This is a genomic window from Dactylosporangium sp. NPDC048998 (assembly GCF_043197855.1).
Classification (GTDB): Bacteria; Actinomycetota; Actinomycetes; order Mycobacteriales; family Micromonosporaceae; genus Dactylosporangium.
The window spans coordinates 102,811-128,974 of the sequence record NZ_JBICTV010000001.1 but is presented as its reverse complement, the minus strand read 5'-3'; the positions used below and the strand labels follow the sequence as shown (position 1 = coordinate 128,974).

At 71.0% G+C, this 26,164-nt stretch carries 24 protein-coding genes; 12 read left to right on the top strand and 12 right to left on the bottom strand.

Annotated features, from left to right (window positions below; genetic code table 11):
* Window positions 1-7 precede the first annotated feature (7 nt).
* Both ACGFI8_RS00655 and ACGFI8_RS00650 read left to right on the top strand, forming a co-directional pair.
* Window positions 8-784 (top strand): ATP-binding cassette domain-containing protein, encoded by a 777-nt coding sequence (locus ACGFI8_RS00655; RefSeq protein WP_392797949.1) that lies wholly within the window; start codon window positions 8-10, stop codon window positions 782-784.
* Complete coding sequence (locus ACGFI8_RS00650) at window positions 781-1,776, top strand: ABC transporter permease subunit (RefSeq protein WP_392797946.1); 996 nt, start codon at window positions 781-783, stop codon at window positions 1,774-1,776. Before ACGFI8_RS00655 ends, ACGFI8_RS00650 begins: the two co-directional genes overlap by 4 nt.
* A 7-nt stretch (window positions 1,777-1,783) precedes the next feature.
* On the opposite strand, the gene ACGFI8_RS00645 is transcribed toward ACGFI8_RS00650, so the two are convergent.
* From ACGFI8_RS00645 to ACGFI8_RS00635, 3 genes are all read right to left on the bottom strand, one after another.
* Window positions 1,784-2,107, bottom strand: a complete 324-nt coding sequence (locus tag ACGFI8_RS00645) for a hypothetical protein (RefSeq protein ID WP_392797943.1) — start codon at window positions 2,105-2,107, stop codon at window positions 1,784-1,786.
* Window positions 2,108-2,335: 228 nt separating this feature from the next.
* Complete coding sequence (locus ACGFI8_RS00640) at window positions 2,336-2,746, bottom strand: ester cyclase (RefSeq protein ID WP_392797940.1); 411 nt, start codon at window positions 2,744-2,746, stop codon at window positions 2,336-2,338.
* The gene (locus tag ACGFI8_RS00635) at window positions 2,733-3,191 is read right to left on the bottom strand and encodes a hypothetical protein (protein ID WP_392797938.1); all 459 of its coding nucleotides are present in this window, start codon (window positions 3,189-3,191) and stop codon (window positions 2,733-2,735) included. Before ACGFI8_RS00635 ends, ACGFI8_RS00640 begins: the two co-directional genes overlap by 14 nt.
* Before the next feature lie 61 nt (window positions 3,192-3,252).
* Between ACGFI8_RS00635 and ACGFI8_RS00630 the strand changes: the two genes are divergently transcribed.
* Together ACGFI8_RS00630 and ACGFI8_RS00625 are read left to right on the top strand one after the other, a co-directional pair.
* Window positions 3,253-3,882, top strand: a complete 630-nt coding sequence (locus tag ACGFI8_RS00630; RefSeq protein WP_392797935.1) for a TetR/AcrR family transcriptional regulator — start codon at window positions 3,253-3,255, stop codon at window positions 3,880-3,882.
* Complete coding sequence (locus ACGFI8_RS00625) at window positions 3,879-4,769, top strand: fructosamine kinase family protein (protein ID WP_392797932.1); 891 nt, start codon at window positions 3,879-3,881, stop codon at window positions 4,767-4,769. The genes ACGFI8_RS00630 and ACGFI8_RS00625 overlap by 4 nt, the downstream gene beginning before the upstream one ends.
* 19 nt (window positions 4,770-4,788) lie before the next feature.
* On the opposite strand, the gene ACGFI8_RS00620 is transcribed toward ACGFI8_RS00625, so the two are convergent.
* A complete protein-coding gene (locus ACGFI8_RS00620) occupies window positions 4,789-6,366 on the bottom strand; it encodes an Hsp70 family protein (RefSeq protein ID WP_392797930.1) in 1,578 nt (525 codons plus the stop codon).
* Between the two features lie 211 nt (window positions 6,367-6,577).
* On the opposite strand from ACGFI8_RS00620, the gene ACGFI8_RS00615 reads away from it, so the two are divergent.
* Window positions 6,578-7,963: a condensation domain-containing protein gene (locus ACGFI8_RS00615; RefSeq protein WP_392797927.1), complete on the top strand. Its 1,386-nt coding sequence runs from the start codon at window positions 6,578-6,580 to the stop codon at window positions 7,961-7,963.
* Window positions 7,964-8,032: 69 nt separating this feature from the next.
* Here ACGFI8_RS00615 and ACGFI8_RS00610 read toward each other — a convergent pair whose 3' ends face one another.
* Window positions 8,033-8,665 (bottom strand): hypothetical protein, encoded by a 633-nt coding sequence (locus ACGFI8_RS00610; RefSeq protein WP_392797924.1) that lies wholly within the window; start codon window positions 8,663-8,665, stop codon window positions 8,033-8,035.
* Window positions 8,666-8,870: 205 nt separating this feature from the next.
* Between ACGFI8_RS00610 and ACGFI8_RS00605 the strand changes: the two genes are divergently transcribed.
* Window positions 8,871-10,100 (top strand): sensor histidine kinase, encoded by a 1,230-nt coding sequence (locus ACGFI8_RS00605; protein WP_392799562.1) that lies wholly within the window; start codon window positions 8,871-8,873, stop codon window positions 10,098-10,100.
* Window positions 10,097-10,756 (top strand): response regulator, encoded by a 660-nt coding sequence (locus ACGFI8_RS00600; RefSeq protein WP_392797921.1) that lies wholly within the window; start codon window positions 10,097-10,099, stop codon window positions 10,754-10,756. Before ACGFI8_RS00605 ends, ACGFI8_RS00600 begins: the two co-directional genes overlap by 4 nt.
* 63 nt (window positions 10,757-10,819) lie before the next feature.
* Here the strand turns inward: ACGFI8_RS00600 and ACGFI8_RS00595 are convergent, their stop codons facing one another.
* The 3 genes from ACGFI8_RS00595 to ACGFI8_RS00585 form a co-directional block, all read right to left on the bottom strand.
* Window positions 10,820-13,819 (bottom strand): S8 family serine peptidase, encoded by a 3,000-nt coding sequence (locus ACGFI8_RS00595; RefSeq protein ID WP_392797918.1) that lies wholly within the window; start codon window positions 13,817-13,819, stop codon window positions 10,820-10,822.
* 233 nt (window positions 13,820-14,052) lie between these two features.
* Window positions 14,053-14,832: a phosphodiesterase gene (locus ACGFI8_RS00590; RefSeq protein ID WP_392797915.1), complete on the bottom strand. Its 780-nt coding sequence runs from the start codon at window positions 14,830-14,832 to the stop codon at window positions 14,053-14,055.
* A gap of 135 nt (window positions 14,833-14,967) precedes the next feature.
* Entirely contained in the window at window positions 14,968-17,853 is a 2,886-nt protein-coding gene (locus ACGFI8_RS00585; RefSeq protein WP_392797912.1) for a BTAD domain-containing putative transcriptional regulator, read from the bottom strand.
* Window positions 17,854-17,991: 138 nt separating this feature from the next.
* Between ACGFI8_RS00585 and ACGFI8_RS00580 the strand changes: the two genes are divergently transcribed.
* Window positions 17,992-18,261: a hypothetical protein gene (locus ACGFI8_RS00580; RefSeq protein ID WP_392797909.1), complete on the top strand. Its 270-nt coding sequence runs from the start codon at window positions 17,992-17,994 to the stop codon at window positions 18,259-18,261.
* A gap of 19 nt (window positions 18,262-18,280) precedes the next feature.
* Window positions 18,281-19,255 carry a peptidoglycan-binding protein gene (locus ACGFI8_RS00575; RefSeq protein ID WP_392797906.1) on the top strand — a complete coding sequence of 325 codons (975 nt, stop codon included), beginning with the start codon at window positions 18,281-18,283 and terminating at the stop codon, window positions 19,253-19,255.
* 88 nt (window positions 19,256-19,343) lie between these two features.
* Here ACGFI8_RS00575 and ACGFI8_RS00570 read toward each other — a convergent pair whose 3' ends face one another.
* From ACGFI8_RS00570 to ACGFI8_RS00560, 3 genes are all read right to left on the bottom strand, one after another.
* Window positions 19,344-19,730 (bottom strand): VOC family protein, encoded by a 387-nt coding sequence (locus ACGFI8_RS00570; protein ID WP_392797903.1) that lies wholly within the window; start codon window positions 19,728-19,730, stop codon window positions 19,344-19,346.
* A 106-nt stretch (window positions 19,731-19,836) separates the two neighbouring features.
* Complete coding sequence (locus ACGFI8_RS00565) at window positions 19,837-20,961, bottom strand: hypothetical protein (protein WP_392797900.1); 1,125 nt, start codon at window positions 20,959-20,961, stop codon at window positions 19,837-19,839.
* 228 nt (window positions 20,962-21,189) lie between these two features.
* Complete coding sequence (locus ACGFI8_RS00560) at window positions 21,190-22,113, bottom strand: hypothetical protein (protein ID WP_392797898.1); 924 nt, start codon at window positions 22,111-22,113, stop codon at window positions 21,190-21,192.
* Window positions 22,114-22,398: 285 nt separating this feature from the next.
* On the opposite strand from ACGFI8_RS00560, the gene ACGFI8_RS00555 reads away from it, so the two are divergent.
* Both ACGFI8_RS00555 and ACGFI8_RS00550 read left to right on the top strand, forming a co-directional pair.
* Window positions 22,399-23,280, top strand: coding sequence for a helix-turn-helix transcriptional regulator (locus tag ACGFI8_RS00555; RefSeq protein ID WP_392797895.1), 882 nt, complete (start codon window positions 22,399-22,401; stop codon window positions 23,278-23,280).
* 37 nt (window positions 23,281-23,317) lie between these two features.
* Complete coding sequence (locus ACGFI8_RS00550) at window positions 23,318-24,304, top strand: aldo/keto reductase (protein WP_392797892.1); 987 nt, start codon at window positions 23,318-23,320, stop codon at window positions 24,302-24,304.
* A gap of 7 nt (window positions 24,305-24,311) precedes the next feature.
* Here the strand turns inward: ACGFI8_RS00550 and ACGFI8_RS00545 are convergent, their stop codons facing one another.
* Entirely contained in the window at window positions 24,312-25,160 is an 849-nt protein-coding gene (locus ACGFI8_RS00545; RefSeq protein WP_392797889.1) for a LysR family transcriptional regulator, read from the bottom strand.
* 83 nt (window positions 25,161-25,243) lie between these two features.
* Between ACGFI8_RS00545 and ACGFI8_RS00540 the strand changes: the two genes are divergently transcribed.
* Window positions 25,244-26,131, top strand: coding sequence for an MBL fold metallo-hydrolase (locus ACGFI8_RS00540; protein WP_392797886.1), 888 nt, complete (start codon window positions 25,244-25,246; stop codon window positions 26,129-26,131).
* Window positions 26,132-26,164 lie beyond the last annotated feature (33 nt).

The following is a 26,164-nucleotide window of genomic DNA, read 5'->3' as shown; positions in this document are numbered from 1 at the left end:
GCGCCGGGTGCCGGCGGGGCAGATCGTGGGCCTGGTCGGGCCCAACGGGGCCGGCAAGTCCACGCTGCTGTCGCTGACGTGCGGGCTCATCACGCCCAGCGAGGGCCGCATCGAGGTGTTCGGCGCGCCGCCGGCCGGTAGCGCGGCGCAGTTGGCGCGGGTCGGCTTCGTCGCGCAGGACGCGCCGCTCTACGCGGGTCTGTCGGTCGCCGAGCACCTGACGCTTGGCGCGCGGCTGAACCCGCGCTGGGACCAGGCGCTGGCCCGGCGGCGCGTCGAACGGCTAGGCCTCGACCCGGCGCAGAAGGCGGGGCGGCTCTCCGGTGGCCAGCGCGCCCAGCTGGCTTTGACCGTCGCCGCGGCCAAGCGGGGTGAGCTGCTGATCCTCGACGAGCCGGTCGCGTCGCTGGACCCGATCGCGCGCCGGGCGTTCATGCGCGATCTGCTGTCGTTCGTCGAGGAACTCGGGGTGAGCGTCGTACTGTCCTCGCACCTGCTGAGCGACCTGTCCCAGGTCTGCGACCACCTGGTGGTGCTGGCCGGCGGGCGGGTGCAGGTCGCCGGTGACGTCACCGAGCTGCTGTCGGTGCACCACCGGCTGCGGGTGGACGGCCGCGGTCTCGACGGGCGGCTGCCGGCCACGGCGCGGGTCGTGCACACCGAGCACACGGTCGCGGGCAGCACGGCGATCGTCCGCTCGACGGAGCCGATCCCCGGCGCCGAGCGCGCGGACCTGGAGGACGTCGGCCTGGCGTACATGATGGCGATGGAGGCGCAGCGATGATCTGGCTCACCTGGCGGCAGCTGCGCACGCAGCTCCTCGTCGCGGCGATCGGGCTGGCGGTGCTCGCGGCCTACCTGGTCTACCTCGGCGTCCGCATCCGGCACGACTACACCGTCGACGTGGTCAACTGCGTGCCGAGCGACTGCGACAACACCCGGCGGCTGTTCGCCGACCGCTACGTCGCGCAGGTCTCGCTGCTCGGCCTGCTGCTGCTCGTCCTGCCGGGGCTCATCGGCGCCTTCTGGGGCGCGCCGCTGGTGGCCCGGGAGCTGGAGACCCGGACCGACCTGCTGGTGTGGAACCAGAGTGTCACCCGCGGCCGCTGGCTCGCGGTGAAGCTGGTGCTGGTCGGCGCCGCGGCCGTCGCGGTCACCGCGGCGTTGAGTCTGCTGCTCACGTGGAACGCGAGTCGCTACGATCAGTGGGCCGGCGACCGGTTCGCCGCGATGAGCTTCGCCGCACGCAACGTGGTCCCGCTGGGCTATGCCGCGTTCGCGTTCGTCCTCGGCGTGCTCGTCGGGCTGCTGGTGCGCCGCACGGTGCCGGCCATGGCGATCACCCTCGGCGTGTTCGCCGTCCTGCAGATCGTGGTGCCCACGGCGATCCGCACCCACATCCTGCCGCCGGTCACCAGCACCGTGCGGTTCACCGCCGACGCGATGCAACACGCCCAGGGTCTCGGCATCAACCCCGACACCGGGGCCAGCGTCCGCGGCTACGTCATGCCGGGCACCTGGCCGATGCAGTCGCTGAGCAGGGTGTACAACGCGGACGGCACGCCCTACACCCCTACGCAGGCCCGCCCCTGCATGACTGGCGGCTTCGGCAAGGACATGGAGTGCATGGAGCGGCAGAACCTCCATTTCTCGTACACGTACCAGCCCGGCAGCCGCTACTGGCCGTTCCAGTGGATCGAGCTGTCGGCGTACACCCTCCTGGCCCTGCTCCTGGCCGGCTGCGCCCTCTGGCGGATCCGCCGCAGGGCCGGCTGACCCGGTTTCACAGGCGTTCCATCGCGGTATGGGCTATCGATGCCGCCTCTGCCGTGGTGCTGACGTCGAAGCCGATGATGACGACGTTGACCATCCAGCCGCCGCGCAGCACGTAGACGGCGCGTGGCTCGCCGAACGCCTTGTCGCCGAGGCCGGGCAGGTCATGGACGGAGCCGGCCTGCGTTTTCATCCGGTCGAACAGCGTCGGGTCGGCCGGCCACACGGCGACGCTGACCGACGAGATCGAGTTCGGCTGGGTGAAATGGCAGGTGACCTGGCCGGGGAGCCCGTCTTTTCCGACCGGAGGCTCGGCGGTGACCGTGGCGTGCATCGTTGTCGAGACTTCCGCGGACGTGACGAGTTCGCACGGGTTCGGTGTACCGGACGTCGTCGCCTCAGACGCAGTGTGGTTCGGGGTGTGGTCGACGGCGGTGGGTGTGGCGCTGCCGCATCCGGCTGCAGCGACTGCTGTGAGTGCCGCGGTTACTATCTGCTTTCGCATGACTTCCTTGTCGATCCGGACGGCCGGGCCGCTGGTGAGCGGCCCCGCGGTGGTCGGTCAGGAGAGGTGTCCGAGCTGGCGCAGTGCGCCGAAATCGTCGCGGCAGGCCCAGTGTTCGGCGATGCGGTCGCCGTCGAACCGGACCATGTGCAGCTGCTGCATGGTGAAGCGCAGGCCGGTGGGCGGGAAGCCGAACAGGGTACCGACCTGGGTGGCGCTGAGGGTGGACCGGTAGGCGAACCGGTCGCCCTCGCTGATCAGGTCCTCGACGGTGTACCCGATGTCGGCCAGCGCGCCGTGCAGGTAGCCGATGACGGCGGCGAGTTGCTGGGGTCCGCGGGCGGCCGGTCCGGGCGGTGCGGCGTGATCGACGAAGTCGGCGGTCACGATCAGGTCCGCCTTGCTGACGTCGCCGGTCTCGAACATGTCGCGGTACACGCCGCGGATGGTCTGCTCACGCGTCGGCACGGCGGCCTCCGACGGAACGCAGGAAGAACGCCGCCACGATGACGGCGGCGGCGATGAGCGGGGCGTGGAACAGGTACTCGATTTGGACGAGCCCGGCGAAGTCGCCGTGTGACAGCACGCGGTGCATGTTGTCGTGCGGCCACCAGCTGAGCAGCATGAACCCGATCGACAGGTACGCCGCCCAGGTGAGAGCGGCCCCGGCCTTGGCCCGCCGCAGGGGGGCGAGCCCGAAGGCGAGGAACGCGAGGCCGAGTCCGAAGACGACCGATTCCGCCACGCTGAGCAGGAGGAAGAAGGGCAGCAGGTCGGCCGAGGGGGTCGGCGCACCGGCCGGGTCGGGCCAGAGCACCCGGGCCAGCGCGAACGTGGCGACGGCGCCGAGCGCGGTCACTGTGACGGCGGGGATCGGCGGCACTAGCCTGCTGGAAAGTGTTGGAGAGGACACCGGACCTCCTAACTAGAATGCAATTACGTTCACTGGAACGACGTTAAGGTGAAGCGAGCGCGTGGCACAAGAGACCAGAAAGCCCAATAGGCGACAGATGCAGGCGGCACAGACCCGCCGGGACATCATCCTGGCGGCGACGGAGCTGTTCACCGAGCGCGGCTACGCCCGCACCTCGGTCGCGGACATCGCGGCGCGGGCGAGTGTTTCCGTCCAGACCATCTACAGCAGCGTCGGTTCGAAGGCCCAGCTCATCACGGCCATGCTCGACGAGGTCGACGAGATCGCCGGCATCCCGGAGCTGGCCCGCAAGGGCGCACAGGCTACCGACCCCAGGGAGATCATCGGCTACCAGGCCCGCATCACCCGCCAGCTCAACGAGCGCTGCCGCGCCATCCTGGCCGGCCTGCGCTCGGCCGCCCATGTCGACGCCGACATCGCCACCGCGTACGCCGGGGGCATCGCCCGTCACCTCGCCGGGGCCAGATTCACCGTCGGGCGCCTGCAAGCGGTGGGCGCGCTGCGCCCCGGCCTCGACGCGGATACCGCGGCTGCGGCCGTCGCGGTGATCAGTTCCATCGACGCATACGTGCAGTTCGTCACCGAGCACGGATGGGACTACGACCGGTGCGAGGCGTGGGTGCGCCAGACACTGGAGGAACTGCTGCTGGCCCGATTGGTCAGCGAGTGAGGCGGCCGCGCTCGACGACGTTGCTGCTGGAGTGCCTGCTCCGGGCCGGGATGTGCGATGTCGTCACGGTGGAGCCGGCAACGGGTGGGGTCGCGGCGCTCGCGGGCATAGCCGCCCGCCGGGACGCGCCGTCGGTGTTCGTCAAGGCCTTCGCCGACGCGCCGGCCGACGACGTCTTCGTCGCGGAGGCCGAAGGGCTGGCCGCCCTGCGCGAGCTCGGCGGCGCGGCGACACCCGAGGTGATCCTGGCGAACCGAGAACTGCTGGTGTTGTCGGTGCTGCGGCCGAGGCCGCGCAGCGAGACCTTCTGGGAGCAGTTCGCGCACACGCTCGCCCGCCTGCACATGGGCACGACCCATCCTCGCTTCGGATGGCACCGCGACAACTGGCTGGGTCGCCGCCGGCAGAGCAATACCTGGGATGACGACGGCTTCGCATTCTTCGCACAGCACCGGCTGCTTCGGTGGCTCGGAGAGCCCCGCGTCGAGGCGGCACTCGACCCCGGAGACCGGGCGGCGCTGGAGCGGCTGTGTCACCGGCTGCCCGACCTGTTGCCGGACCGGCCGGCATGCCTGACGCACGGCGACCTGTGGGCACAGAACGTCCTGGCCACCCCGGACGGGCAGCCCGCGCTGATCGACCCGGCCGTGTCCTACATGTGGGCCGAGGTCGACCTCGCCCACGTGTGGTCCACCTCGCCCCCGCCCGAGGCGCAACGGTTCTTCGCGGTCTATGCGGAGCTGACCTCCCTCGATGACGACTGGCGGGCCCGGATGCCGATTGTCCAGCTACGACAGCACCTCGCCGTGCTGGCCCAGTTCGACGACGACTGGGGCGCGGCCGACCAGGTCCGTGCCACCCTCGCCCCGTTCCGGACGCGAACCTGACCAAGGCGCGACGCTATGGCTATCGCACGCGCACCGTGACGAGCAGGTCGCCGGCGGGTCCGCCGTCGTCAGGGCTGGGGTGCGCCCCGCCGGCCAGCCGCACCCGCTGGCCGTCGGTGACGCCGGCCGGCAGGCGCACCTGCACCGACCGCCGGTCCAGCCGGCCGGTCAGGCCCGAGCCGGCACAGGCGGCGCATCGCGGGCCACGTCCGGCGCCGCCCGCCACGCCGGTGCCGGAGCACGGCGGGCACAGGGCGGGCCATTCCATACTCAGCGTGAGGCGGCCGCCCTTGGCTGCCTGCGCCGGGCTCAGCACGACGTGCGTCTCGTGGTCGCGGCCCGCCCGCAGACTGCCGGGCCGCTCCCCGAGGCGGCCGGCGGACTGGCTTCCACCCGCCGCCCGCTGTGCCGGGACCGGCTTTCGCGATGACGCCGGCGGTGACGACGGTCGCGGTGCAGCCGGAGACGATGGCGGCGCCGACGAACGGTGTGATGGCGCCGGAGACGACGGCCGCGCCGCCGCGGGCAGCATGGTGAGGCAGCCGTGCGCCACCACCAGCTCGGGCTGCTCGATGGCGATCGGCGCCAGCCCCAGCGCCCGGTGCAGCATCGTCGCCACCAGCGGCGTGCGGCTGGCCCCGCCGACCAGGAAGATGCCGGCGAGCCGGTCCGCCGGTACCTGGCTCGCGGCGATCGTGTCGCGGGTCAGCCGGACGGTGCGGTCCAGCCAGGGCCGGGCGATCGTCTCGTACTCGGCCCGGGTCAGGTGTGCGTCGACGTCGAGGATCGGCACCGCCAGCCCCGCCGAGGTGGCGCGCGACAGGTGCTCCTTCGCGGCTCGAGCGTCGTCCCACAGGTGTCGGCGGTGCCGCCGGTCGGCCGGCGTCCCCGGCGCGCGCAGCCGTTGCCACGCCGGGTCGTCCGGCCGCACGGTCCGCTGCGCCCAGTCCACGACGGCGGCGTCGAGGTCGACCCCGCCGACGTCGTCGAGGCCTCCGGCCGCGACGACCGCCCAGGCGTCGTCGCCCGTGCGCCGCACCACGCTCACGTCGAAGGTGCCGCCGCCGAAGTCGTACACCACGATCGTGCCGCCGTGTCGCACCAGGTGCCCGAGGATCTGGGTGAAGTACGCCGCCGCGGCCACCGGTTCGCTGACCAGCTCGACGCCGGACAGGCCGGCCGCGCCCGCCGCGGTCGCCAGCAGTTCGCGCCGCCGCGGGCCCCAGCCGGCTGGGCAGGTGAGCACGGTTCGTCCGGGCACCGTCCCGCCGAGCGTGCGGGCCGCCTCCCCGCGCACCCGGCGCAGCACGGCCGCGCACGCGTCGACAACGCGCACCTCGGCGTCGCCGAGCAGCAGCGCGCCGTCGTCGAGGCGGCGCTTCAGGTTCGGCTCGTATCGCGAGGGGTCGACGCGCGCGCCCCGGTCGGCGTCGCGCCCGACCAGCAGCCGCCCGCCTTCCTCGGCGAAGACGGCCGAGGGCAGCAGCGGGGAGGCGTCGAACAGCAGCGGCTCGACCCGGCCGTCGTCGCGGGCGAGGACCGCCACGGTGTGCGACGTGCCGAAATCGAGGCCGAGCCCCGGCGAGATCGGCGTCACGGGGCGCAGCCTACCGGCGCAGCGGCGGCGGTGCGTCCGCCGTCCGGCCAGGCGGTTCCGGTTCGCCGGCCCCGTCCAGGCCGCCGTCCGGTCCGGCCGCCCGATCGTACGACCGCCCGGCCGCCACAGGCCATTGCGCTCGACTACGCGAGTGATGTATTTCCATCAATGAAAAAGGTGACGCAATGTGCGGCGGAGAGGACGGACAGTCATGGCGGAGCGCATCCCGGTCGCCTTCGAGGGTGACGGCGCTGGTACCGCGGAACTGACCTGGGGGCAGCGGGAAATGTGGCGGACGATGCGGTGGCTGGACAGCTGGATGCCGATTCCGCTGGTCCGCGAGCTGCCCGAGGGCACGACCGTCGCGGACGTCGTCGCGGATCTGCGTTTCGTCATGAGCCGGTACCCATCGATGCGCACCCGGCTGGACACCGCCGGCGACGGCATGCCGCGGCAGGTCCTTGCCCACAAGGGCATCGTCGACCTGGAGGTCGAGGACGTGCCGGACGGCGACGATCCGGCGAAGGCCGCCGAGGCGATGCGGGAGCGCTTCGAGAACGCCGCCTTCGATTTCGTGCGGGACTGGCCGGTGCGCATGGGCGTGGTGCGCCAGTGCGGGCGCGCCGTGTACCAGGTGAGCGTCGTGTGCCATCTGGCGGTCGACGGCTTCGCCACGGGCCGCATCGACGCCGACCTGGCCGGCCGCGACCCCGTCACCGGGCACGCGCCGGCGCCGCCGCCCGGGACGCAGCTGCTGGAGCTGGCCGACTGGCAATCCTCTCCGGCCGGGCAACGCCAGTGCGACCGGGCGCTGCGGTACTGGGAACGGCAGCTGGCCGCGCTCGCACCCGGACGGCCGGCCGCCTCCGCCCACCGGTCCGTGCCGCCGTACCTGAGGCTCCGGTTCGAATCGCCAGTCATCTCCGCGCCGCCGTACCTGAGGCTCCGGTTCGAATCACCAGCCATGTACCTGGCCGCGCAGGTGATCGCCGAGCGGCTGCAGGAGCCGTTCGCGTCGGTGTTGCTGACGCTGTTCGCGGCCGCCCGGACGCGGGTGAGCGGCGTCAGCCCGGTGGCGGTCCTGGTGGTGTCGAGCAACCGGTTCCGGCCCGGCCTGGCGGATGTCGTGTCCCCGCTCATCCAGCCGGCGTTGTGCGTCTTCGACCTCGCCGGGCTCACGTTTGCCGACGCTGTCGGGCAGGTTCGGCAGCGGTCGTCGGCTGCGTTCATGAATGCTTACTACGACCCGGTGCGGCTGGACGAGCTGATCGACCGCATGGCCGCGGAGCGGGGTGGGGACATCGACCTGCGTTGCTTCTACAACGACCGGCTCGCCTTCGCGCAGAAGCCGGCCGGGCCGGTACCCACGCTTGATCAGGTGCGGGCCGCCCGCGAGCGCAGCACGGCGCATTGGCTCCCGTACCAGAACTCGCAGGGCGAACGGCTGTTCGTGCACGTCAATGCGGCACCCGAAGGGCTGGTGCTGGGAGTGACCACGGAGGGCTACGTTTCCGCGGCCGACGCGCACGCATGCGCGACCGAGATGGAGTCGCTGGCGATCGCCGCGGCCGGCGACCCGACCATACCTGCGGGGTGAGCAAGCGAGGATGGGCGCCTGAAATCAGGCGCCCATGACAGACCCACCGCAACACATGGCAGGCAATGATCACCTCGCCGGGCTGACCACCGCCTGCTCGATCGTCGCGGAAGTACGCTCCATACCCCTCCGCACGGCGATGACGCCGATTGCGAACAGCGTTGCGTAGAAGAGGCCGTCGGGCAGCAGGAACCAGGCGCCGGGCAGCCCGAGGGCGCCGACAAGACACGAGAGGATCATCGCGGCCCCGACCCACCACGGCAGCGTCCGGGCCCTGAGCATGGCGATGCCGAGGCAGATCGAGCCGACGACCAGGGCCAGCAGTGCGATCCCCTCAAAGGCCGCGAAGCCGGCCGGCTCGTCCGCGGGGAGGCCGCCGTGATCGACCAGGTACGGCTTGACGAACGCCTCGGTCGTGCCCTCGCCCACGTTGAGCATCACCAGCGCGGCGAAGACGCCGACATAGCCGACGATGTGCAGCTTCGGCGCTCGCCCGGCGAAGGTCAGGATCACCGGCAGACCCAGCGCGATGACGACGTCGCCGACCAGCGCGACTCCGTAGAACAGCGGCCAGAGCCGGTAGCGGAACACCTCCTCGCCGCTGCCGGGCGCGAGCAGATTGGCGGCGCTGTAGCCCGCCATCGTGACGATCGTGCCGACGATGAGCGCCCATCCGCAAAGGCGCCTCACGTTGATGGTCATGGTCTCCTCCATGAGCTTGCAGCGCCCTGCGCTGTGTGTGTGATGCCGCCCGTCGGCGGCGCGCCTTCAGCGTCGACCCGGCGGACCCGTGGCGTCGTCGTGCTGTGGTCGGCGGCGGGTCATACCCCGGTCCGAACCGGCCCGCTGGAAATGCGACCTGCGGATGACGCCGCGCCGGGCCGGCCGCCGGTAACTTGCCGATGTGATGCAGTCGACGGCACCGGTGCAGGCCCAAGCGCGGGTGGAGTCGGAGGCGCGTGCATGGCTGCGGCGCAGGCCGGCTGGGGTGCTGCCCGACGCGCTGTTCGCGCTCGCGATCGCCGCCTTCGCCCAGGTCAATCTCGTGTTCCAGCTCGACAACTCGACACCGTACGGCCCGATGCCGGCCGTGGCCGCCTCCACCCTGGTGGCGACGTCGGTGCTGGCGCTGCGCAGGGTGACGCCGCTGGCCACTGCCGTGATCGTCGCGGTCGCCGTCGCCGGCCCGATGCTGGCCACGACGCTGACGGTCACGCTGTGGGGCGACTTCCTGCCGATCCTGGTCGCCAGCTACTCGGTGACCCGGCACAGTGAACGGGCGCGGGCCGTCATCGGCGCGGCCGCGATCGTGGCCGGCTTGGTCATCGTGTTCCTGCGCAACCCGGAGTCCGGTACCGTCGGCAACCTCCCGTTCGCGGCGGTGCCGCTGGCGGCATGCCTCGTCGCCGGCCGGGTGCTGCGAGCTCGCGCCCGCAGCCACTCCGACGACCGCGCCCGCGCACAGCAGCTGGAAGCCGATCGCGAGGACGCGATCCGTGCCGCGCTGGCCGAGGAACGCGCTCGCATCGCGCGCGAGTTGCACGACATCGTGGCCCACTGCGTCAGCGTCATGGTGGTCCAGGCGGGCGCCGCCGAGGACCTGCTCGACCGCGACCCGCAACGGGCCCGAGCGCCACTGCAGTCGGTCCAGGAAACCGGACGGCAAGCGGTCGGCGAGCTCCGGCGGATGCTCGGCCTGCTGCGCGGAGAACGCGCCCGGCTCGCGCTCAAGCCGCAGCCGGGCACGGCGGACCTGGCCGACCTGGTCGACCATATGGCCGAGATCGGCCTGCCGGTCGAACTCACCGTGGAGGGTCCGTCCCAGCCACTGCCACCCGGCGTGGATCTGACCGTCTACCGGATCGTGCAGGAGGCGCTCACCAACGCGCTCAAGCACGCGGCGCCGACCACCGCGCACGTCGTGTTGCACTACGACGATCAGTCGGTGCGGGTGAGTGTCCGGGACAGCGGGAAGAAGGGCGGGTCGGACGGCGGCGGCGCGAACCGGGTCGGGCACGGCCTCATCGGGATGCACGAACGGGTCGGGCTCTACGGCGGCACGCTCGAGACGGCGGCCGCGCCCGGGGCGGGCTTCACCGTTACGGCGCGGCTGCCGCTGCAGGCGGACCAGCGATGATCCGCGTCCTGCTCGTCGACGACCAGGCCCTCGTGCGCGGCGGTTTCCGCTCCATTCTGGACGGTCAGGACGACATCGAGGTGATCGGCGAGGCGGCCGACGGCATGGAGGCCATCGACAAGGCGCTCACGCTGCTGCCCGACGTCATCCTCATGGACATCCGCATGCCGCGCATGGACGGGATCGAGGCGACGCGTCGCCTCCTGGACGGCGGCCGCTGCCGGGCACGCGTACTCATCCTCACCACGTTCGACGAGGACGAGTACGTCTATCAGGCACTGCGTGCCGGGGCGAGCGGGTTCCTGCTCAAGAGCGCACCGCCCCGCGAGCTGGCCGGGGCCACCCGAACGGTCGCCGCAGGCGAGGCGCTGCTGGCACCGGAGATCACTCGGCGAATGATCGAGGAGTACGTCCGGCGCCCCCGGCCGGGCTCCGGCCGCCCCACCGGACTCCAGACGCTGACCCCGCGCGAACTCGAGGTGCTGGGGCTCATCGCCCGCGGCCGCTCCAACGCCGAGATCAGTGCGGAGCTCTACCTGAGCGAGGCGACGGTCAAGACCCACGTCACCCGCGTCCTCGCCAAACTGGGCCTACGCGACCGAATCCAAGCCGTCGTCTTCGCCTACGAGTGCGGACTCGTCCAACCCGGACGCTGATGCACAGTTCTGGCCGGCAGCCACTGCTTCAGGCAGGGCCGCCGGCCAGGACTGCGGGAACGGTCAGGCCTTCAGGGACACGATCGTCCGGGCGAGATCGCTGGTGCCGTCACTGAACACGACCAGACCGAGGTAGCGGGTGCCGGCGGTGAGGCCGGTCCAGCCGAAGGTCATCGTCGCGTCGGCTCCCGTCGTCACCGCCTGGCTGGCCGGTGTCGCGGTCAGGTTGCCGGCCGCACCACCGAGCACCCAGGCGTGGTGCTTGACCGTGGCCTGGGTCTGGCCCGGCGGCAGAGCGAACTGCACCACGTACACGTCGTAGGTGCCGGCCGCGGTGAGCGTGATCGACTCCTCGGCGGTGCCGCCGGCGCTCTGCGCGACCAGCCGTCCTCCGCTGTACGCGAACAGGTCGAGGTCCGTCCCCGCCCCGTAGTCCGCGTCGAAGGTGGCGAACCGGGCCAGCTTGCTGCCGGCCGGCACGGTCACCGTGACCTTGCCGACTGCCGGGCCGGTGGCCGGCGCGGCCGAGCTGAACGAGGTGTTCGTTCCGACCAGGTTGAGCGCGGTGACGTCCGCCGGCACCGCCCCGCTGACGGTCGCGGTCAGCGTGCCTGTGTAGCCGGGCCGGACCTTGACGTCGGCGGACCCGCTGGCCCCGCTGCCGTTGATCTCCTTCGGCGTGGCGATCGCCGTCGCGCGGACCGCGATCGGGCTACGGACGTCGGCGTTCCCAGGTGCGTGCACCTTCGGCACCCAGGTCAGCGAGCCGAAAGCCCACTCGCCCAGGGCCGCCGTCGTGCGGGTGACGGTCACCGTGAAGGTGGCCGACTCCCCCTTCTTGACCTTCAGTTTGGACGGCGAGACCTCCACCATGTAGCCGGCCGGGGCCTCCACCTTCGCGGTGTACTCGCCGTTTCCGTTCTGCACGCTGACGTTGGTCACCGTGCGGGTCACGGTCTGCTTGCCCGGCACCGCGCCCATGCTGATCGACGGGTAGTTGAGGTCGCTCGCATCGATCTTCCCGTACTTGGTGCAGACCGTCCCGCCGAGCTGGCCCGTCCCGCAGAGGAACCGCACCCAGTCGGCGTAGCCGCTGTCGTACACCAGACCCGGGTTGAACGACGCGGCGGGCTGCACATGCCCGGCGCCGAAGTCCAGCGGGGTGGCGTCGCGGCCGGCGCGCTGGATCGGCTGGCCGGTGTTGTCCTTCTGCCCGGCCGTGGTCATCAGGGCCGACTTGACCCAGATCGGGGACCACGTCGGGTTCTTGCTGATCAGCAGTGCGGCCAGACCGGCGATGTGCGGGCTGGACATCGACGTGCCGGAGTAGGCGTCCCAGTTGTTGCCGTTGTTCCCGGGCGGGGCGACCGCAGCGATGACGTCGGCACCGGGTGCGGTGATGTCCGGCTTGAGCAGGTTGCCGTTGCCGGCCAGGGCCGGACCGGCCGACGAGAAGGCGGCCATCTCCGGAGCGCGGGCGGTGCTGGCGACGCTGGCCGACAGGGCCGCGGTGGCGCCGGCGGTGGCCGCGTACTCCTTGATCGCCAGCCCGGAGGCCCGGTCCACGTGAATCGACGGTACGAAGTGGAAGTCCGCGTTCAGCGAGTTGTCCGGGTCGTTGTACTGGATCATCCCGACCCCGCCCGCGTCGAGGACCGTCTTGCTCTTCTCCACCCGCGCGTTGACGCCCCGCTTGCACAGCACGATCTTGCCGGTCACCTTCGCCGGGTCGAGGGAGCCGAGCAGGCACAGCTGGGCGTCGCCGGTCGCGACGCCCAGCTTGCCGGCCGTCGTCGCGTCGACCAGCCCGGTGGAGGCCACCGCGCCGCCGACACCGACGCCGTTGTAGCTGGCCCCGTTGCCCAGGGTGAGCGTCTTGGTGAACGAGCGGTCGTGGGTGCTCGCGGCGACCGTGGTCACCCACGGCGAGTTGTGCGCGACCGTGCTCGCCGCGGGACCGTTGTTGCCGGCCGACGCGGCGACGAAGACACCGGCGTCGGCGGCGCTCAGGAACGCCAGCTCGACCGGGTCGACGAACGAGGTCGTCGAGCCGGAGATGGAGTAGTTGATCACGTCCACACCGTCGGCGACGGCGTCGTTGATGGCGGCGACCAGGTCGACCGTACCGCCGCTGCTCGTGCCGCCGGGCTGCTGCCACAGAGCCTTGTAGACGGCGATCCGGGCGGCCGGCGCCATGCCGGACGTGGTGCCGACCTCAAGGCCGTTGATCGTGGCGGTCACGCCGAAGTTACCGGCCGAGGTCGACGCGGTGTGCGACCCGTGGCCGCCGTAGTCACGCGGTGACTTGAACTCCCCGGGGAGCCTGTCGCCGAGCCCGCTGGCGTTGTAGAAGCGGGACCCGATCACCTTGTTGTTGCAGGTGATCTTGTCGGTGACGCCCTGGTCGCAGACGCCCTTCCACTTCTTGGTGATCGTCTTCGCATCCGGGCGCGGTTCGGGCAGCGCGGCGAAGCTGGGGTTCTCCGGCCAGATACCGGTGTCGATGACGCCGACGATGACGCCCTCGCCCGCGTGCGCGTCGCCCTTGAACTGCTGCTCCCAGACCCCGTCGCTGCCGTCGAGGCCGAGCATCCGCGGCGTGGAGACGGTGTCCACCTCGCGGACCTCGTTCTTCCACACGTTCAGTACGCCGGAGGTGTGCTGAAGGCTGCTGGCCTGCGCGGCGGTCAGGTTGGCCGCGAAGCCGTTGAAGGTCACGTCGAAGTCTCGGACCGCCTGGCTCTGGCTGACGCCGCTCTTACGCCGGATGTCGTTCTTCTTCGCGGTGAGATGGCCGCGATAGGCCCGCGCCTCGGAGGAATTGAGATCCACCTTGTCGCCGCCGGTCGGCTTGGTGGCCGGCAGCCCGGCCAGGTCACCCTCGTACGAGGCGACCGGCGCGTCCTCGACCTGGACCAGGTACAGGTCGGTACCGGTGGATTCGGGGGTGACGGCCTGTGCCGGGCCCGAATTGGAGACGGTCGCCACCGCCAATGCGGTCAGCGCCGAGACGGCGAGCAGCTTCCTGCCTGGGCGTTGCCCAGGTGTTCTTTGTGACGACACGAGCGGTGGCCCTCCTGTGCCTCATTGACATGGCCGAGACAGCAGACGGGGGTGTTGCGCCGCATCCGGCGACGACTATTCCGAGCTGCCTGGCCGCCGCGGTCGATCAGACCGGCGGTGGCGGAGAGCCTAAGGGTTGGAGATCAGGCAACGGAAGAGGGCATCGACATATTGCACATCGTAAAAGTAATCTTCACGCTCAGGTGAATTGAGGAGCCTGCCTCATGCCCGGCCTAGAAGCCGCCGAGCACGGCGGCGGCGTGGCTGGCGGGCATGGAGTGTGTGATGCAGTTGCGGTCCATGAGCTGGTGCAGCAGGTAACCGGTGGGCTCGGCGAGATAACCGGGCGGCTGGGCGTCATGCAGGCGCAGAGCGCTTTGACGATAGGTGCTCGGCGCGACCGTCACCGTGGTCCCGGCGAAGGGCACGAAGAGCACCCGGTGGACGTGACCGGCCAGGACCCGGGTGACGTGTCGATGCCGCGAGACGACTTCAGCCAGGGCGGCCCCATCGTCGAGACGCATGCCGTCGAGAAACGGGATGCCGACGGGAACCGGGGGATGGTGCAGGCAGACGAACGCGGGCACGTCGGACCGGCGGGCCAGCGTGCCGTCAAGCCACGCAAGCTGTTCGTCGCCGAGCAGCCCCGCCGGGCCGTCCGAGCGGCGCGAGTCCAGGACGATGATGGTGGCCGCGGGGTAGTCGACGCTGTATCTGGTCGCGGCGGTGCCGCCGAGGAACGGCGAGCCGCCGAAGGTCGCCAGCAGGGCCTCAGGGTCGTCGTGGTTGCCGGTCACCAGGTGGATCGGCAGGGGGAAGCGTTCGATGAGCGTCCGGAGATCCGGGTAGGCGCCGGAGTGCCCGTACTCGCACAGGTCGCCGGTGATGACCACGCAATCCGGTCGCGGTCGCACGGCAAGGATCCGCGCCAACACGTGATGCAGGTTGGCGGCCGGCTCGCCCGCCAGAGGGCCCGTGCGGATATGAGGGTCGCTCAGATGAGCGATGAGCATGGCTGACCCCTTCGAGTGTGGCCTGGATGCCGCCGTCCGGTGTCCCCGCGGGCGGCAATCTGACCTGCTGACGCGGACGAGCACCGTCATCGACGGACCGGTCACGCCCCCCGCGCGACCGGTTCGTCTCGGCCATCACGTGTGGCCTGTACTGGACATCGGCGATAGGCCCGCCAGTTTCTCTCGTAGGCCGTCGGCGTCGCTGTGGCCGAGTTCGTCCAGGATGGTCAGGGCTTCGTGCCAGGCGGCGGCCGTGGCGTCGCGGACGGCCGCGGTCCGGTATGACTCGCCGAGGTGGACCAGCACGGTGGCCTGGTTGTACCGGTCGCCCAGTTCTTTGAGTACCTTCAGTGCGTTGCGGTAGCACGTTGTGGCCCGGGCGTGGTCGTTGAGTTTGTCGTTCGCAACGCCGAGACTGTCCCAGGTCGCGGCCAGCCCGTTGCGGTCGTTGACTTCCTCGTGCAGGGCAAGTGCCTCCGTGCAGACCTGAACCGCCCGGGCATAGTCGCCGAGTTGGATGTAGAACCAGCCCAGCGAGTTTGTCGCGACGGCAAGGCCGGCGCGGTTGCCGTCGGCCGAGTACAGTGCCTGGGCCCGCCTGGCGTGCTCGACCGCATCGGCGAAGCAGTTCTGCAAGCCGGACAGCCGGCCGAGATTGAGGTGCGTGCGTGCCTGGTTGGAGTGCCGGCCAAGTTTCTGGTACAGCTCCAGCGATCGTTCGAACTGTTGATGGGCTTCCTCGTACTGGCCGAGCCGACCGTGCGCGGCTCCGAGGTTGAGCAGTGCGTATGCCTGCGCCGGCAGGTCGGCGAGCCGTCCGGCGCCGGCCACCGCCGCGGTGTGGACGGTGACCTGGTCCTCCCAATGACCGCGATAGTCCAGGAAGGTGTGCATCGACCAAGGCAACTTCCAGGCGTGGAGATGGAAGTCGTCGTGGAGCGCCAGCTGGATGGCGGCCATCAGTGGCCCGTATTCGTCGGTGAACCACGCGAGTGCGCGGTCGTGGTCGGAGATCGGTTCGGGACTGACGCCGGCCTCGGGCGCGCTGAGCTCGATGGCGTCGCGCACCGAGTGCAGCAACAACGCACCCGCGTGCGCCGTGTGGAGATAGTGGTCGAGGAGCCGATGGGTCGCCGCACGTCGTTCGGTGTCCGGCTCCTCGGTGCGGACAAGCTCGACGGCGTACGCACGGAGCAGGTCGTGGCAGGTGAATCGGCCCGGGGTGTGCTCGATGAGCAGGTGGGCGCGAGTCAGTTCGGCCAGCATCGCCCGGGCCCGTCGGACCGGGACCCCGGCCAGGCTGGCTGCCGCCAGGGTCCCGATGTCGGGGCCGGGATGCAGCGCCAACAGGCGGAACATCGACGCCGCGCCCGTGCTGAGGACCCGGTACGACCAGGAGAAGATCGAGCGTACGTCCGCGTTGGCGTCGCCGGCCTCGAACCCGTCCAGGCCGCCGCGGGCCTCCCGCAGTTCCTTGGCCAGAACGGCGAGCGGGAAGGCAGGGTGGGTGGCCGCGCGAGCCGCGACGACGCCGAGAGCGAGGGGTAGCCGGGCGCAATCGTGCACGATCTCCTCGACCGCCGCGGCGTCGACGTCGACGCGGTAGCTGCCGAGTCGTTCGACGAGCAGTTGGCGTCCCTCCTCCGCCGACATCGGGTCCAGTCGCATCGGGTGGGCACCCTCGGTGGCCACCAGGCCGGCCATCCCGTCTCGGCTGGTCACCACCACCATGCACTGCATCGAGCCGGGCAGCAGCGGGCGAACCTGGTCGACGTCGCGGGCGTTGTCGAGGATGATCAGCATGCGCCGGCCGGCCAGCAAGCTGCGGTACATCCCCGTCTGTGCCTCGAGCGAGACCGGAATCCGATGGGCCGGCACGTGCAGAGCTTCGAGGAAACCGCGCAGTCCCTGGGCCGTGCTCACCGCCGTGTCGCCCGGGCCGAAACCGCGCAGATTCAGGTACAGCTGGCCATCGGGAAACGCGGTGCTGACCCGATGTGCCCAGTGCAGCACCAGCGTGGTCTTCCCCACGCCCGGCATTCCCGTGACCACGGCGATCGTCGGGCAGGTGGCCGGACGATCCTGTGTCGCGCTTCGGAGTCGATCCAGACCGGCCAGCTGCTCCTCCCGGCCGGCGAACCCGCGCACGTCGGGCGGAAGTTGTGCCGGCACCTCGCCGGCCGGTGGCGTTACCGCCTCGAGCTGGTCGGCGTCGTCGGTGTCCTGCCCTCCGGCCGGTTCCCCGCGCAGGATCGCATGGTGGAGCGCCCGCAGTTCGGGCCCGGGGTCGACGCCCAGTTCCACGGCCAGATGCCGCTGGATGGTCGCGTAACAGTTCAATGCGTCCGCACCGCGGCCCGCGACATGCAGAGCCCTCATGAGCAGGGCCGACAACGACTCGACCGTCGGATGTTCCGCTACCAGGGGGTAGAGGGCCTCGATCACCGATTCCTGGCGCCCGAGAACCAGTTCCATCCGGGCCCAGGCCAGCAGGACGTCGATGCGTTGGCGTCGCAGTCCTTCACGCTTCCTCGCCATCCACTCGCCCGGCAGGCCGGCCAGCGGATCGCCACGCCACAGCGCGAGCGCCTGCTGCAAGGTCGTCGCACGGTCCACGTCGGTGCGCTCCGGCCGGCGCGCTTGTTCCACCAACGATCGAAAACGATGCAGATCGATGAGATCAGGGTCGAGCCGGACAAGATAGCCACCGGACCGGCGCTCGAGCGCCATGGGATCACCCGTGGCATCGGCCAGCGCGGCCAGGATGTACCGGATGCGGCTCAGGTGCGCGTAGAGCACGTCGCGCGCCTTCCCCGGAGGCTGCTGGTCCCAGACTCGATCGATCAGCGTCTCCGTGGTGAGCGCGGTCCCCACGTCGAACAGCAGCGCCGCCAGGACGGCGCGTCGCTTTGGCGCGCCGATGTCGACGAGTTGATCATCCGCCCAGACCTCAGGCGGTCCCAGCAGCCGAAAGTGCGCACGCGGGCGCGACCCGTCATCACTGGATTTCAATATGTACACGAGTGATCATCCAAACCCACCCGGCTAGGATTCCGCAAGGTTTTCGCCAGACGGCCACCTGACCCTGAAAGCGCCCGAGGAGCGCCTGCGACAACGCGGGAGAACGAACCTCGTGAGATCAGCAGCGGGAGGTGCTGAGTGAATCGACGCAATCTGCTGGCCGCCGCGGCGGCGGGCAGCATCGGTGCCATGCTCTTGGCGAGCGAGGCCCGGGCCGCGACGATCGTCAATGACGCTGGATTCCCATCGGGGTTGGCCGGCACGGCGTTGGCCGCCGAGACGACGGTCGAGCCCCAGGGTGGCGCCGGCCTGTTCGACGTCGACCCCGACCAGGGGAACATCTCGCAGAGCCCCAGCGTCGTCGTGACCGGCAACGTGGCCGTCCTGCCCGAAGACTGGGGGTTCTGACATGGGTACCGTCGCCGGCATGTTGACGGAGGCGCGCAAGCTGCTGGGTCTTGGCGAGAACCCGCCCGGATCGAACCACAACCTGGTCACGACCTGGTACGGCTTCGACGGCCCCTGGTGCGACATGAGCGTCAGCTACATCGCCAACCAGTCGGGCAACCTGTCCGCCGTGCTGGGCAAGTTCGCCTACACCGTCGCGCACGCCCAGGCGTTCTCGAACGCGGGCCGCTGGCACTACGGGATCGGTGGCATCCGTCCGGGTGACATCGTGTTCTTCGACTGGGGCGGCTCGGGATCCATCTCCGCCATCGACCACGTCGGCATCGTCGAGGCGGTGAACAGCAACGGCAGCATCGTCACCCTGGAGGGCAACACGTCCGACATGTTCCTGCGCAGGGTGCGCAGCAGCTGCATCGTCGGTTACGGACGGCCGGCCTACGGTGACGCGAGCCCCATGCCCTCCACCGACGGCATGCTGCGTGTGGGCTCCACCGGCAACGCGGTCAAGCAGCTGCAGACGAACCTCAACACCGTCATGAAGTCGGGGCTCGTCGTGGACGGGCAGTTCGGTCCCGCCACCCAGACGGCCCTCAAGGCGTTCCAGACGAAGTACGGACTGGAAGTCGACGGCATCTACGGCCCGAAGTCGGCGGCCGTGATGAAGGCGGCTCTCGCCGGCAAGACCACGCCCGTGAAGCCGGTGCCGAAGCCGCCCACCGGCACGCTCGTCGTCGACGGTATCTACGGCCCCGCGACCACCGCGGCGCTGCAACGGTCCCTGAACAGCCACGGCGCATCGCTGGTCGTCGACGGCGCGATGGGGCCGCTGACCAACCGTGCCCTCCAGAAGTACCTCGGCGTGACCCAGGACGGCATCGTCGGGCCGGCCACGGTCAAGGCGCTGCAGAAGAAGGTGGGCGCCACCCAGGACGGCATCTGGGGAGCGGACACCACCCGCAAGCTGCAGACGGCGCTCAACAACAAGACGTTCTGATCTGCTGGACCCGCGGCCGTCACCCGGCCGGCAGCACTTGGCGCGGCGGCCACTGGCCGCCGCGCCTCGCGCGTTCCAGCGCCGCGGATCACCTCGGGTCGCGGCGCAGCGGGTGGTCGGCGGGGACCTCGACGAGCACGATACGCACACCGTCCGGGTCCTCGACCCACATCTCGACCAGGCCCCACGGCTCCGGCCGGGGTTCGCGCGCGACCGTCACTCCCGCCGCCACGAGCCGTTCGTGCTCGGCCCGTACGTCGCGGACCTGCAGCCAGATCCGAAGCGGTCCTGCTGCCTCGTCGTGGGATGTACCTGACACCTCGAGCAGGCCCTGGCCGAGGAAGAAGACCAGCCCCGGATCCTCGGGCGGCCCGAACTCGCGGTATACCGCAAGTCCAAGGATGTCCCGGTAAAAGCGGCGACTACGTTCCGGGTCGGACGGGCGCAACAGGATACGGCTACTGAGTACCTCCATGGCTCGATGATGCCGTGGCACGGCCGCCCAGCACGGCTCCTTAGGGCGGGCGCGTGCGCACCGGCCGTGGTGGCCGGTGCGCACGTGCGACAGTGACGGCCGCGTCTCAGTGGAGCAGCCTCAGCTCGTTGTTGGTGTCGTCGACGAAGTAGACGCCGCGGTTGTCCGGGGCGACGGCGAGCCCGAATAGGGCGCCCGCGCCGAGGCCGTCGAGGGTGCGGAACGCGACCTGCGCTTTCTTGAGCGGGTTGGTCTCGACGATGTTCCCGTCGCCGCCGTTGACGGTGAGCACGTTGCCGTTGGGCGCGATCGCCAGGCCCAGCGGGCCGTTCAGGTGCTGGCCCGCGGTGACGGTGCGGCCGGTACCCGCGTTCGTCATGCGCCCGATCGCGTTCGGGATGGCGGCGATGCGGCTGGCGACGGTGTCGGCGACGTACAGCGTGCCGTCCCTGCCCAGGCCGACCCCGGTCGGGCCGATGATCAACGCGGTCGGGTCGGTCTGCTCCGTGAATCCCGAGGCGATGGTCGTGGTCTTGCGCAGGGCCGGCGGCTTGTTGCCCTCGATCTTCAGCTCGAGGCGTAGCACGGTTCCCTGGTTTGTGGTGGCGGGCTGGCCGCCGACGATCCCGTTGAGGACGTTCGTGAGGAACAGGTCGACCGACCCCCCGTTGTCGGCCGCGGTCATGTCCCACGGGCCGTTGATGCCGCCCCCGGAGAACGTCTCGCGGACCTCGCCCTTGCTGTCGAGGACGATCAGGCAGCCCGACTGGGCCGTCGCGGAGGTACCGTCCGCCGTCGGCAGGCTGCCCACGATCACCCAGCCGGTACGCAGGACCACGAGCGCGGTGGTCAGCCCGACGCCGCCCGGGCACGCGCCCGGCAGCTTGCCGGCGTCGATCTGGGCGAACAGGCGGACGTTGCCGTCGCGGCTGATCTGCACGATCGTCGTGCCGGTGCCTTGCAGGTTGCCGGCGTTGTTGAAGTTGCTGACGAGCACGTCGCCCTTGTGCAGCTTGTCCTTGCTGCGCGGGATCACCGCGACGCCGTACGGGTTGACGTCCCCGTTGGCCGGCACCGTCGACGCGACGACGTCGACCTTCTTGAACTGATTGATGAACGGTTTCCCGAACTTCCAGTCGTTCGCCAACTGAGCGCTGGCGCTCGGGGCGAACGCTCCGACCGCCAGCGCGGTCGCTGCCGCGCAAATGCCGGCCTTTGCTGTGAACCTCACGACTTGTGTTTGCCTTCCTACGCTCGTGGATCGTGCGACTCGGACGGCCGGAGTCCGCGATGGCCCGGTTCTCCGATCGCCGGGTCAACCAGGTGCCGTGTGCTTCCCGGATTCCTTCGACGGAAACGCACAATCCCGGGCGTGGATGCAAAATATGCGGGTAGAGACGTAAATATGCTAAATATTTGATTTGTACTTTTTATGACTCATTAGACGGATATTTCGCTCTCACGGCAGGCTCAGCACGATGCGGTCCACGGACGGTGCGTGGCCGTTCGGGTTGCCGATGGTGATGGTGTTGCGCCCCTTGCGCAGGTCGACCTGCACCGTCGAGGCTGTGCAGCAGGTGGAGCCGCCATTGAAGGTGAACGAACGCGGGTCGCCGCCGGACACCGCGATGACGACGGTGCGGGTGGGTTCGTTGTCGATGCTGACGTGAAAGACCTTCAGCGTGTACGTACCCTCGACCGGCACGGTGACGTCCTCGAAGCGCAGGAAGCCGTCACCCTGCCGACTGCCCCAGTCGCCGATGTTGCGCACGATCCGGCCGCCCGAGGCGCCCGGGTACTGCGCCACCCACGCGGACCCGCCGATGGTGTTGCCGTCCGCCTCGGCCTCGAACGTGACCGGCCCGAAGCGGATCGGCGTTGGGGTCGGCGTCGGCGTCGGCGTCGGCGAGGGTGAAGACGAGGGCGAGGGCGAACGGTACTCCGACCGGGTCGGCGACGCGCTCGGCGTCCCGGCGGCGCTCGGCGACGGCGTGGTCTCCTGCGTCGGTGACGCGGACGGGGGCGCCGGTGAGCCGGTCACGCCGGCGGCGCCCACGCTGTACGGATCGGTCCGGTCCTTGTCGCGCAGCGCGCCCACCACGAAGATCGCCAGTACCACCAGGCCCGACGCGATCAGCATCAGCGTCAACCGGCGGCGCCCCGGGTCGGCGGGCTCCCGCCGCCCGGCCCGCTCGTCGCCGTCCGAATCCGCCGGCCATGCCGGCTCCCCGGGATCGGCGTCGTCCGCGAAGTCCGGCGGGACGGGATCCGGGTCCTCCGGGGAGGGCACGGGAGGCTGGGAAGACGCGGGAGACACCGGCATGCCGGCGGCGATCCAGGGCGGCACGCGCAGCGCGTCGCCGTCGCCGTCGGCTGCGGTCATCCGGGGGGTACCCATCTCGAGAGCCAGGTGTCGTGCGGACAGATCCGACCCCGCGAAGATAGCGATCCAGGTGGCCGTTCGCCAGAGATCCCCGCCGCTGGATCCGCTGGCGGCTCGGGTTACCGCTCGTTCGCCCTCCGGTACTGCTCGTCGGTGACGGGCTCCAGCCGGGGTGGTGCCGTCGCCGGTGCCGTCGCCCTCGAGCATGGCCAGGTGGGAGGGCATGGTGAGGCAGGTAATGACAGAACCCCTCACGCCCCGGCGGCGGGCCGTAGCGTGATGAGCGTGGACAACCGGGACGAGGTACGCGAGTTCCTGGCCTCCCGGCGCGCCAGGATCACCCCCGACCAGGCCGGGCTCCCGCAGTACGGCGGCACCCGCCGCGTCCAGGGGCTGCGCCGCGCCGAGGTCGCGCTGCTGGCCGGGGTCAGTCCCGACTACTACACCCGCCTCGAACGCGGCAACCTCACCGGCGTCTCGGACGGCGTCCTGGAGGCCATCGCCCAGGCGCTGCGGCTCGACGAGGCCGAACGGTCCCACCTGCACGACCTCGCCCGCGCCGCGAACAGCAGCCCCCGCACCCGCCGGCGCCCCGGCCGGCAGCAGGTCCGGCCGGCGGTGCAGCGGCTGCTCGACGCGATGACCGACGCCCCCACCTTCGTGCGCAACGGCCGCCTCGACATCCTGGCCGCCAACCCGCTCGGCCGGGCCCTCTACTCGCCCGCCTTTGCCAACCCGGACCGGCCGGTCAACCTCGCCCGGTTCTGCTTCCTCGACCCGGCCGCCGCGGACTTCTACCCGGACTGGGACGACGCCGCGAACACCACCGTGGCGCTACTGCGCACCGAGGCCGGGCGCGACCCGTACGACAAGGCCCTCACCGACCTCGTCGGCGAGCTCGCCACCCGCGGCGAAGCGTTCCGCAGCCGGTGGGCGGCGCACAACGTGCGGCTGCACCACACCGGCGTCAAGCATTTCCACCACCCCGTCGTCGGGCTGCTCAGCCTCGGCTACGAGGCCATGCCGCTGCCCGCCGACCCGGGCCTGACCATGACCGCGTACCACGCCGAGCCCGGCAGCCCGTCGCAGGACGGCCTCCGGCTACTGGCCAGCTGGGCGGTCACCGCCGAGCCGATCCACGAGCCGGACCGGGCCGAGCAGCCCTGAAGGGGCCCTCGAAAACGCCTACGCAAGGAGTCACACGATGCAGCACCGCACGCTCGGCACCGGACTGACCGTCTCGGCCATCGGCTTCGGCGCGATGGGCATGAGCCAGAGCTACGGCCCCGGCCCCGACCGCGACGTGAACATCGCTCTGCTGCGCGCGGCTGTCGAGCGCGGCGTCACGTTCTTCGACACCGCCGAGGTCTACGGCCCGTTCGTCAACGAGGAGCTCGTCGGCGAGGCTCTCGAACCCTTCCGCGGGCAGGTCGTCATCGCCACCAAGTTCGGCTTCGCGTTCGACGCCGACGGCCGCCAGACCGGCCTGTCCAGCCGGCCCGAGCACATCAAGCGGGTCGCCGACGCCTCGCTCAAGCGCCTGCGGGTCGACGCCATCGACCTGTTCTACCAGCACCGTGTCAACCCCGAGGTGCCGATCGAGGACGTCGCCGGGGCGGTGAAGGACCTCATCGAGGCCGGCAAGGTCAAGCACTTCGGCATGTCCGAGGCCGCCGCCGGCACCATCCGCCGCGCCCACGCCGTGCAGCCCGTCACCGCCGTGCAGAACGAGTACTCGCTGTGGTGGCGCCGCCCCGAGGACGAGGTCATCCCCACCTGCGCCGAGCTCGGCATCGGCCTGGTCCCCTACAGCCCGCTCGGCAAGGGCTTCCTCACCGGAAAGATCACCCAGGACACGGCGTTCAGCGACAACGACATCCGCAACACCATCCCCCGCTTCGACGCCGAGGCCCGCCGGGCCAACCAGGCCCTCGTCGAGCTCATCGGCGCCATCGCGCGCCGCAAGGGCGCCACGCCCGCCCAGATCGCCCTGGCCTGGCTGCTCGCCCAGCAGCCCTGGATCGTGCCGATCCCCGGCACCCGCCGGCTCGAGCGCCTCGAGGAGAACCTCGGCGCCGCGGACGTCGAGCTCACCTCGGACGACCTGGGCGAGATCGACGACGCCGCGGCGAAGATCGACATTCATGGCGCCCGGTACCCCGAACACCTCGAACGCCTGACCAACCTCTGAGGCCCGGTCACCAGCCGGCGTCGGCGGCCAGCCGCACGAAGGAGCGGACCAGGGGGCCGGCGCCGGCGGCGTTCCAGGCCACCACGAGGCGACTCGGCGGCATGTCCGTCAGCGGTACGGTCGCCAGGCCCTCCGGCAGCGGGTGCGCCAGGGAGGTGAGGCCGATCGTGCCGCTCCACAGCACCGCCTGCAGGCACTCGTGGACCGTGCGGACGACCGGGCCGGTGGGGTCGGCGTCGGCCCGCCAGTACGCGCTCCACACCGGGTCGGTGCCCTCCGGGAACCGAAACCAGCGGCGCCCTTCGAGGTCGGCCAGGCGCAGCGCCGGGCGGCCGGCGAGCGGGTCGTCGGCGCGCAGTACCACGCCGATCGGATCGGCGCGCAGCACCCGCGTGGCGATGCCGCTGTCGTCGAACGGGGCGCGGGTCAGCGCCACGTCGGCGAGGCCGGCGCGCAGGCCGGCGGTCGGGTCGGTGATGCCGGCCTCGCGGATGCGGATCTCGATGCCGGGGTGGCGTTCGCGGAAGGCGGCGGCGAGCCGGGTGCCGGCCTGCTCGGCGCTGTCGGCGAGGGTACCGATGGTGAGCGTCCCGGCGCCGGCCGCCGCGGCGACCCGGGCGCGCGCCTGGTCGGCCTGCTCCAGCAGGGCGCGCGCCTCGGCGTGGAGCGCGGTGCCGGCGGGGGTGAGCTCGACGCCGGCGGGCGAGCGGCGCAGCAGGACGGCGCCGAGGTCGGCCTCCAGTTGCTTGATCGCGCGGCTCAGCGGCGGCTGGGTCATGTGCAGCCGCGCCGCGGCCCGGCCGAAGTGCAGCTCCTCGGCGACGGCGACGAAGTATCGCAGCGTCCGCAGCTCCATCAGCTGCGATGATACCGGCTCGGTATCGGTGCGACGGAATGGGTGTTGGCCGCCGCGGGCGGTCGTGCGGTGGACTGGGCGGCATGGACGAACCGACCCTTCCCGACCCGGTCGTGCGTGTGGACGGCGCGCGAGAGCTCGCCGAGGACCTGCTGGTCATCCCGAACCACGGGGTCCCGCTGGTGCCCAACGTGGGCGTCATCGGGGGTACGCACTCCGTGCTGGTCGTCGAGACCGGCATGGGCCCGGACAACGCCGAGGCCGTGCTCAAGTTCGCGGCCGACTTCGCCAAGGGCCGCAAGTTGTACCTCACCACGACCCACTTCCATCCCGAGCACGCGTTCGGCGCAAGATCCTTCGCCGGCGCGGCGACGTATCTGCTCAACCGCGCCCAGGCCGAGGACCTGCGCACGAAGGGCCAGGGCTACCTCGGGATGTTCCGCGGCCTCGGCGAGGCGATCGCGCGGCGCCTCGACGGCGTCGAGATCCCGGAGCCGGACGTGGTGTTCGACGCGGAGTACACCCTGGATCTGGGCGGAAGGCTCGTGCGGCTGCGGCCCACCGGCCGCGCGCACAGCCGCGGCGACCAGGTCGTCACGGTGCCCGACGCGGGCGTCATGTTCACCGGCGACCTCGCCGAGGCGGGCCAGTTCGCCATCTTCCCGTGGTTCCCGCCGCACGACACGGACGTGTCCGGCACCCGCTGGCTGGCGGTCATGGAGCGGCTGTCCGCCGAGCGCCCGCCGGTCGTCGTCCCCGGCCACGGCGACATCGGCGACGCCGGTCTGCTGGACGACGTGGGCGAGTACCTGCGCCTGCTGCGCGATGAGACCTGGACCCGCCGCGACTCGGCGATGAGCGAGGCGACCATCATCGCCGAGGTCCGCGCGGCGATGATCGCACGGCACCCCGAGTGGGAGGGCCGGGACTGGATCGACAAGGGCGTCGCGTGCTTCTGCGCCGAGCACTAGCACGGTTCGTCGCGCGCGGCGGACGTCGGTGGA

Excerpts from the sequence above, each read along its gene's own strand:
- ACGFI8_RS00545 (WP_392797889.1), bottom strand. The coding sequence starts at position 25,160 with ATGGAGCTGCGGACGCTGCGATACTTCGTCGCCGTCGCCGAGGAGCTG.
- ACGFI8_RS00540 (WP_392797886.1), top strand. The coding sequence starts at position 25,244 with ATGGACGAACCGACCCTTCCCGACCCGGTCGTGCGTGTGGACGGCGCG.
- ACGFI8_RS00590 (WP_392797915.1), bottom strand. The coding sequence starts at position 14,832 with ATGCTCATCGCTCATCTGAGCGACCCTCATATCCGCACGGGCCCTCTG.
- ACGFI8_RS00650 (WP_392797946.1), top strand. The coding sequence starts at position 781 with ATGATCTGGCTCACCTGGCGGCAGCTGCGCACGCAGCTCCTCGTCGCG.
- ACGFI8_RS00560 (WP_392797898.1), bottom strand. The coding sequence starts at position 22,113 with ATGACCGCAGCCGACGGCGACGGCGACGCGCTGCGCGTGCCGCCCTGG.
- ACGFI8_RS00610 (WP_392797924.1), bottom strand. The coding sequence starts at position 8,665 with ATGACCATCAACGTGAGGCGCCTTTGCGGATGGGCGCTCATCGTCGGC.
- ACGFI8_RS00615 (WP_392797927.1), top strand. The coding sequence starts at position 6,578 with ATGGCGGAGCGCATCCCGGTCGCCTTCGAGGGTGACGGCGCTGGTACC.
- ACGFI8_RS00550 (WP_392797892.1), top strand. The coding sequence starts at position 23,318 with ATGCAGCACCGCACGCTCGGCACCGGACTGACCGTCTCGGCCATCGGC.
- ACGFI8_RS00570 (WP_392797903.1), bottom strand. The coding sequence starts at position 19,730 with ATGGAGGTACTCAGTAGCCGTATCCTGTTGCGCCCGTCCGACCCGGAA.
- ACGFI8_RS00575 (WP_392797906.1), top strand. The coding sequence starts at position 18,281 with ATGTTGACGGAGGCGCGCAAGCTGCTGGGTCTTGGCGAGAACCCGCCC.
- ACGFI8_RS00600 (WP_392797921.1), top strand. The coding sequence starts at position 10,097 with ATGATCCGCGTCCTGCTCGTCGACGACCAGGCCCTCGTGCGCGGCGGT.
- ACGFI8_RS00605 (WP_392799562.1), top strand. The coding sequence starts at position 8,871 with ATGCAGTCGACGGCACCGGTGCAGGCCCAAGCGCGGGTGGAGTCGGAG.
- ACGFI8_RS00645 (WP_392797943.1), bottom strand. The coding sequence starts at position 2,107 with ATGCACGCCACGGTCACCGCCGAGCCTCCGGTCGGAAAAGACGGGCTC.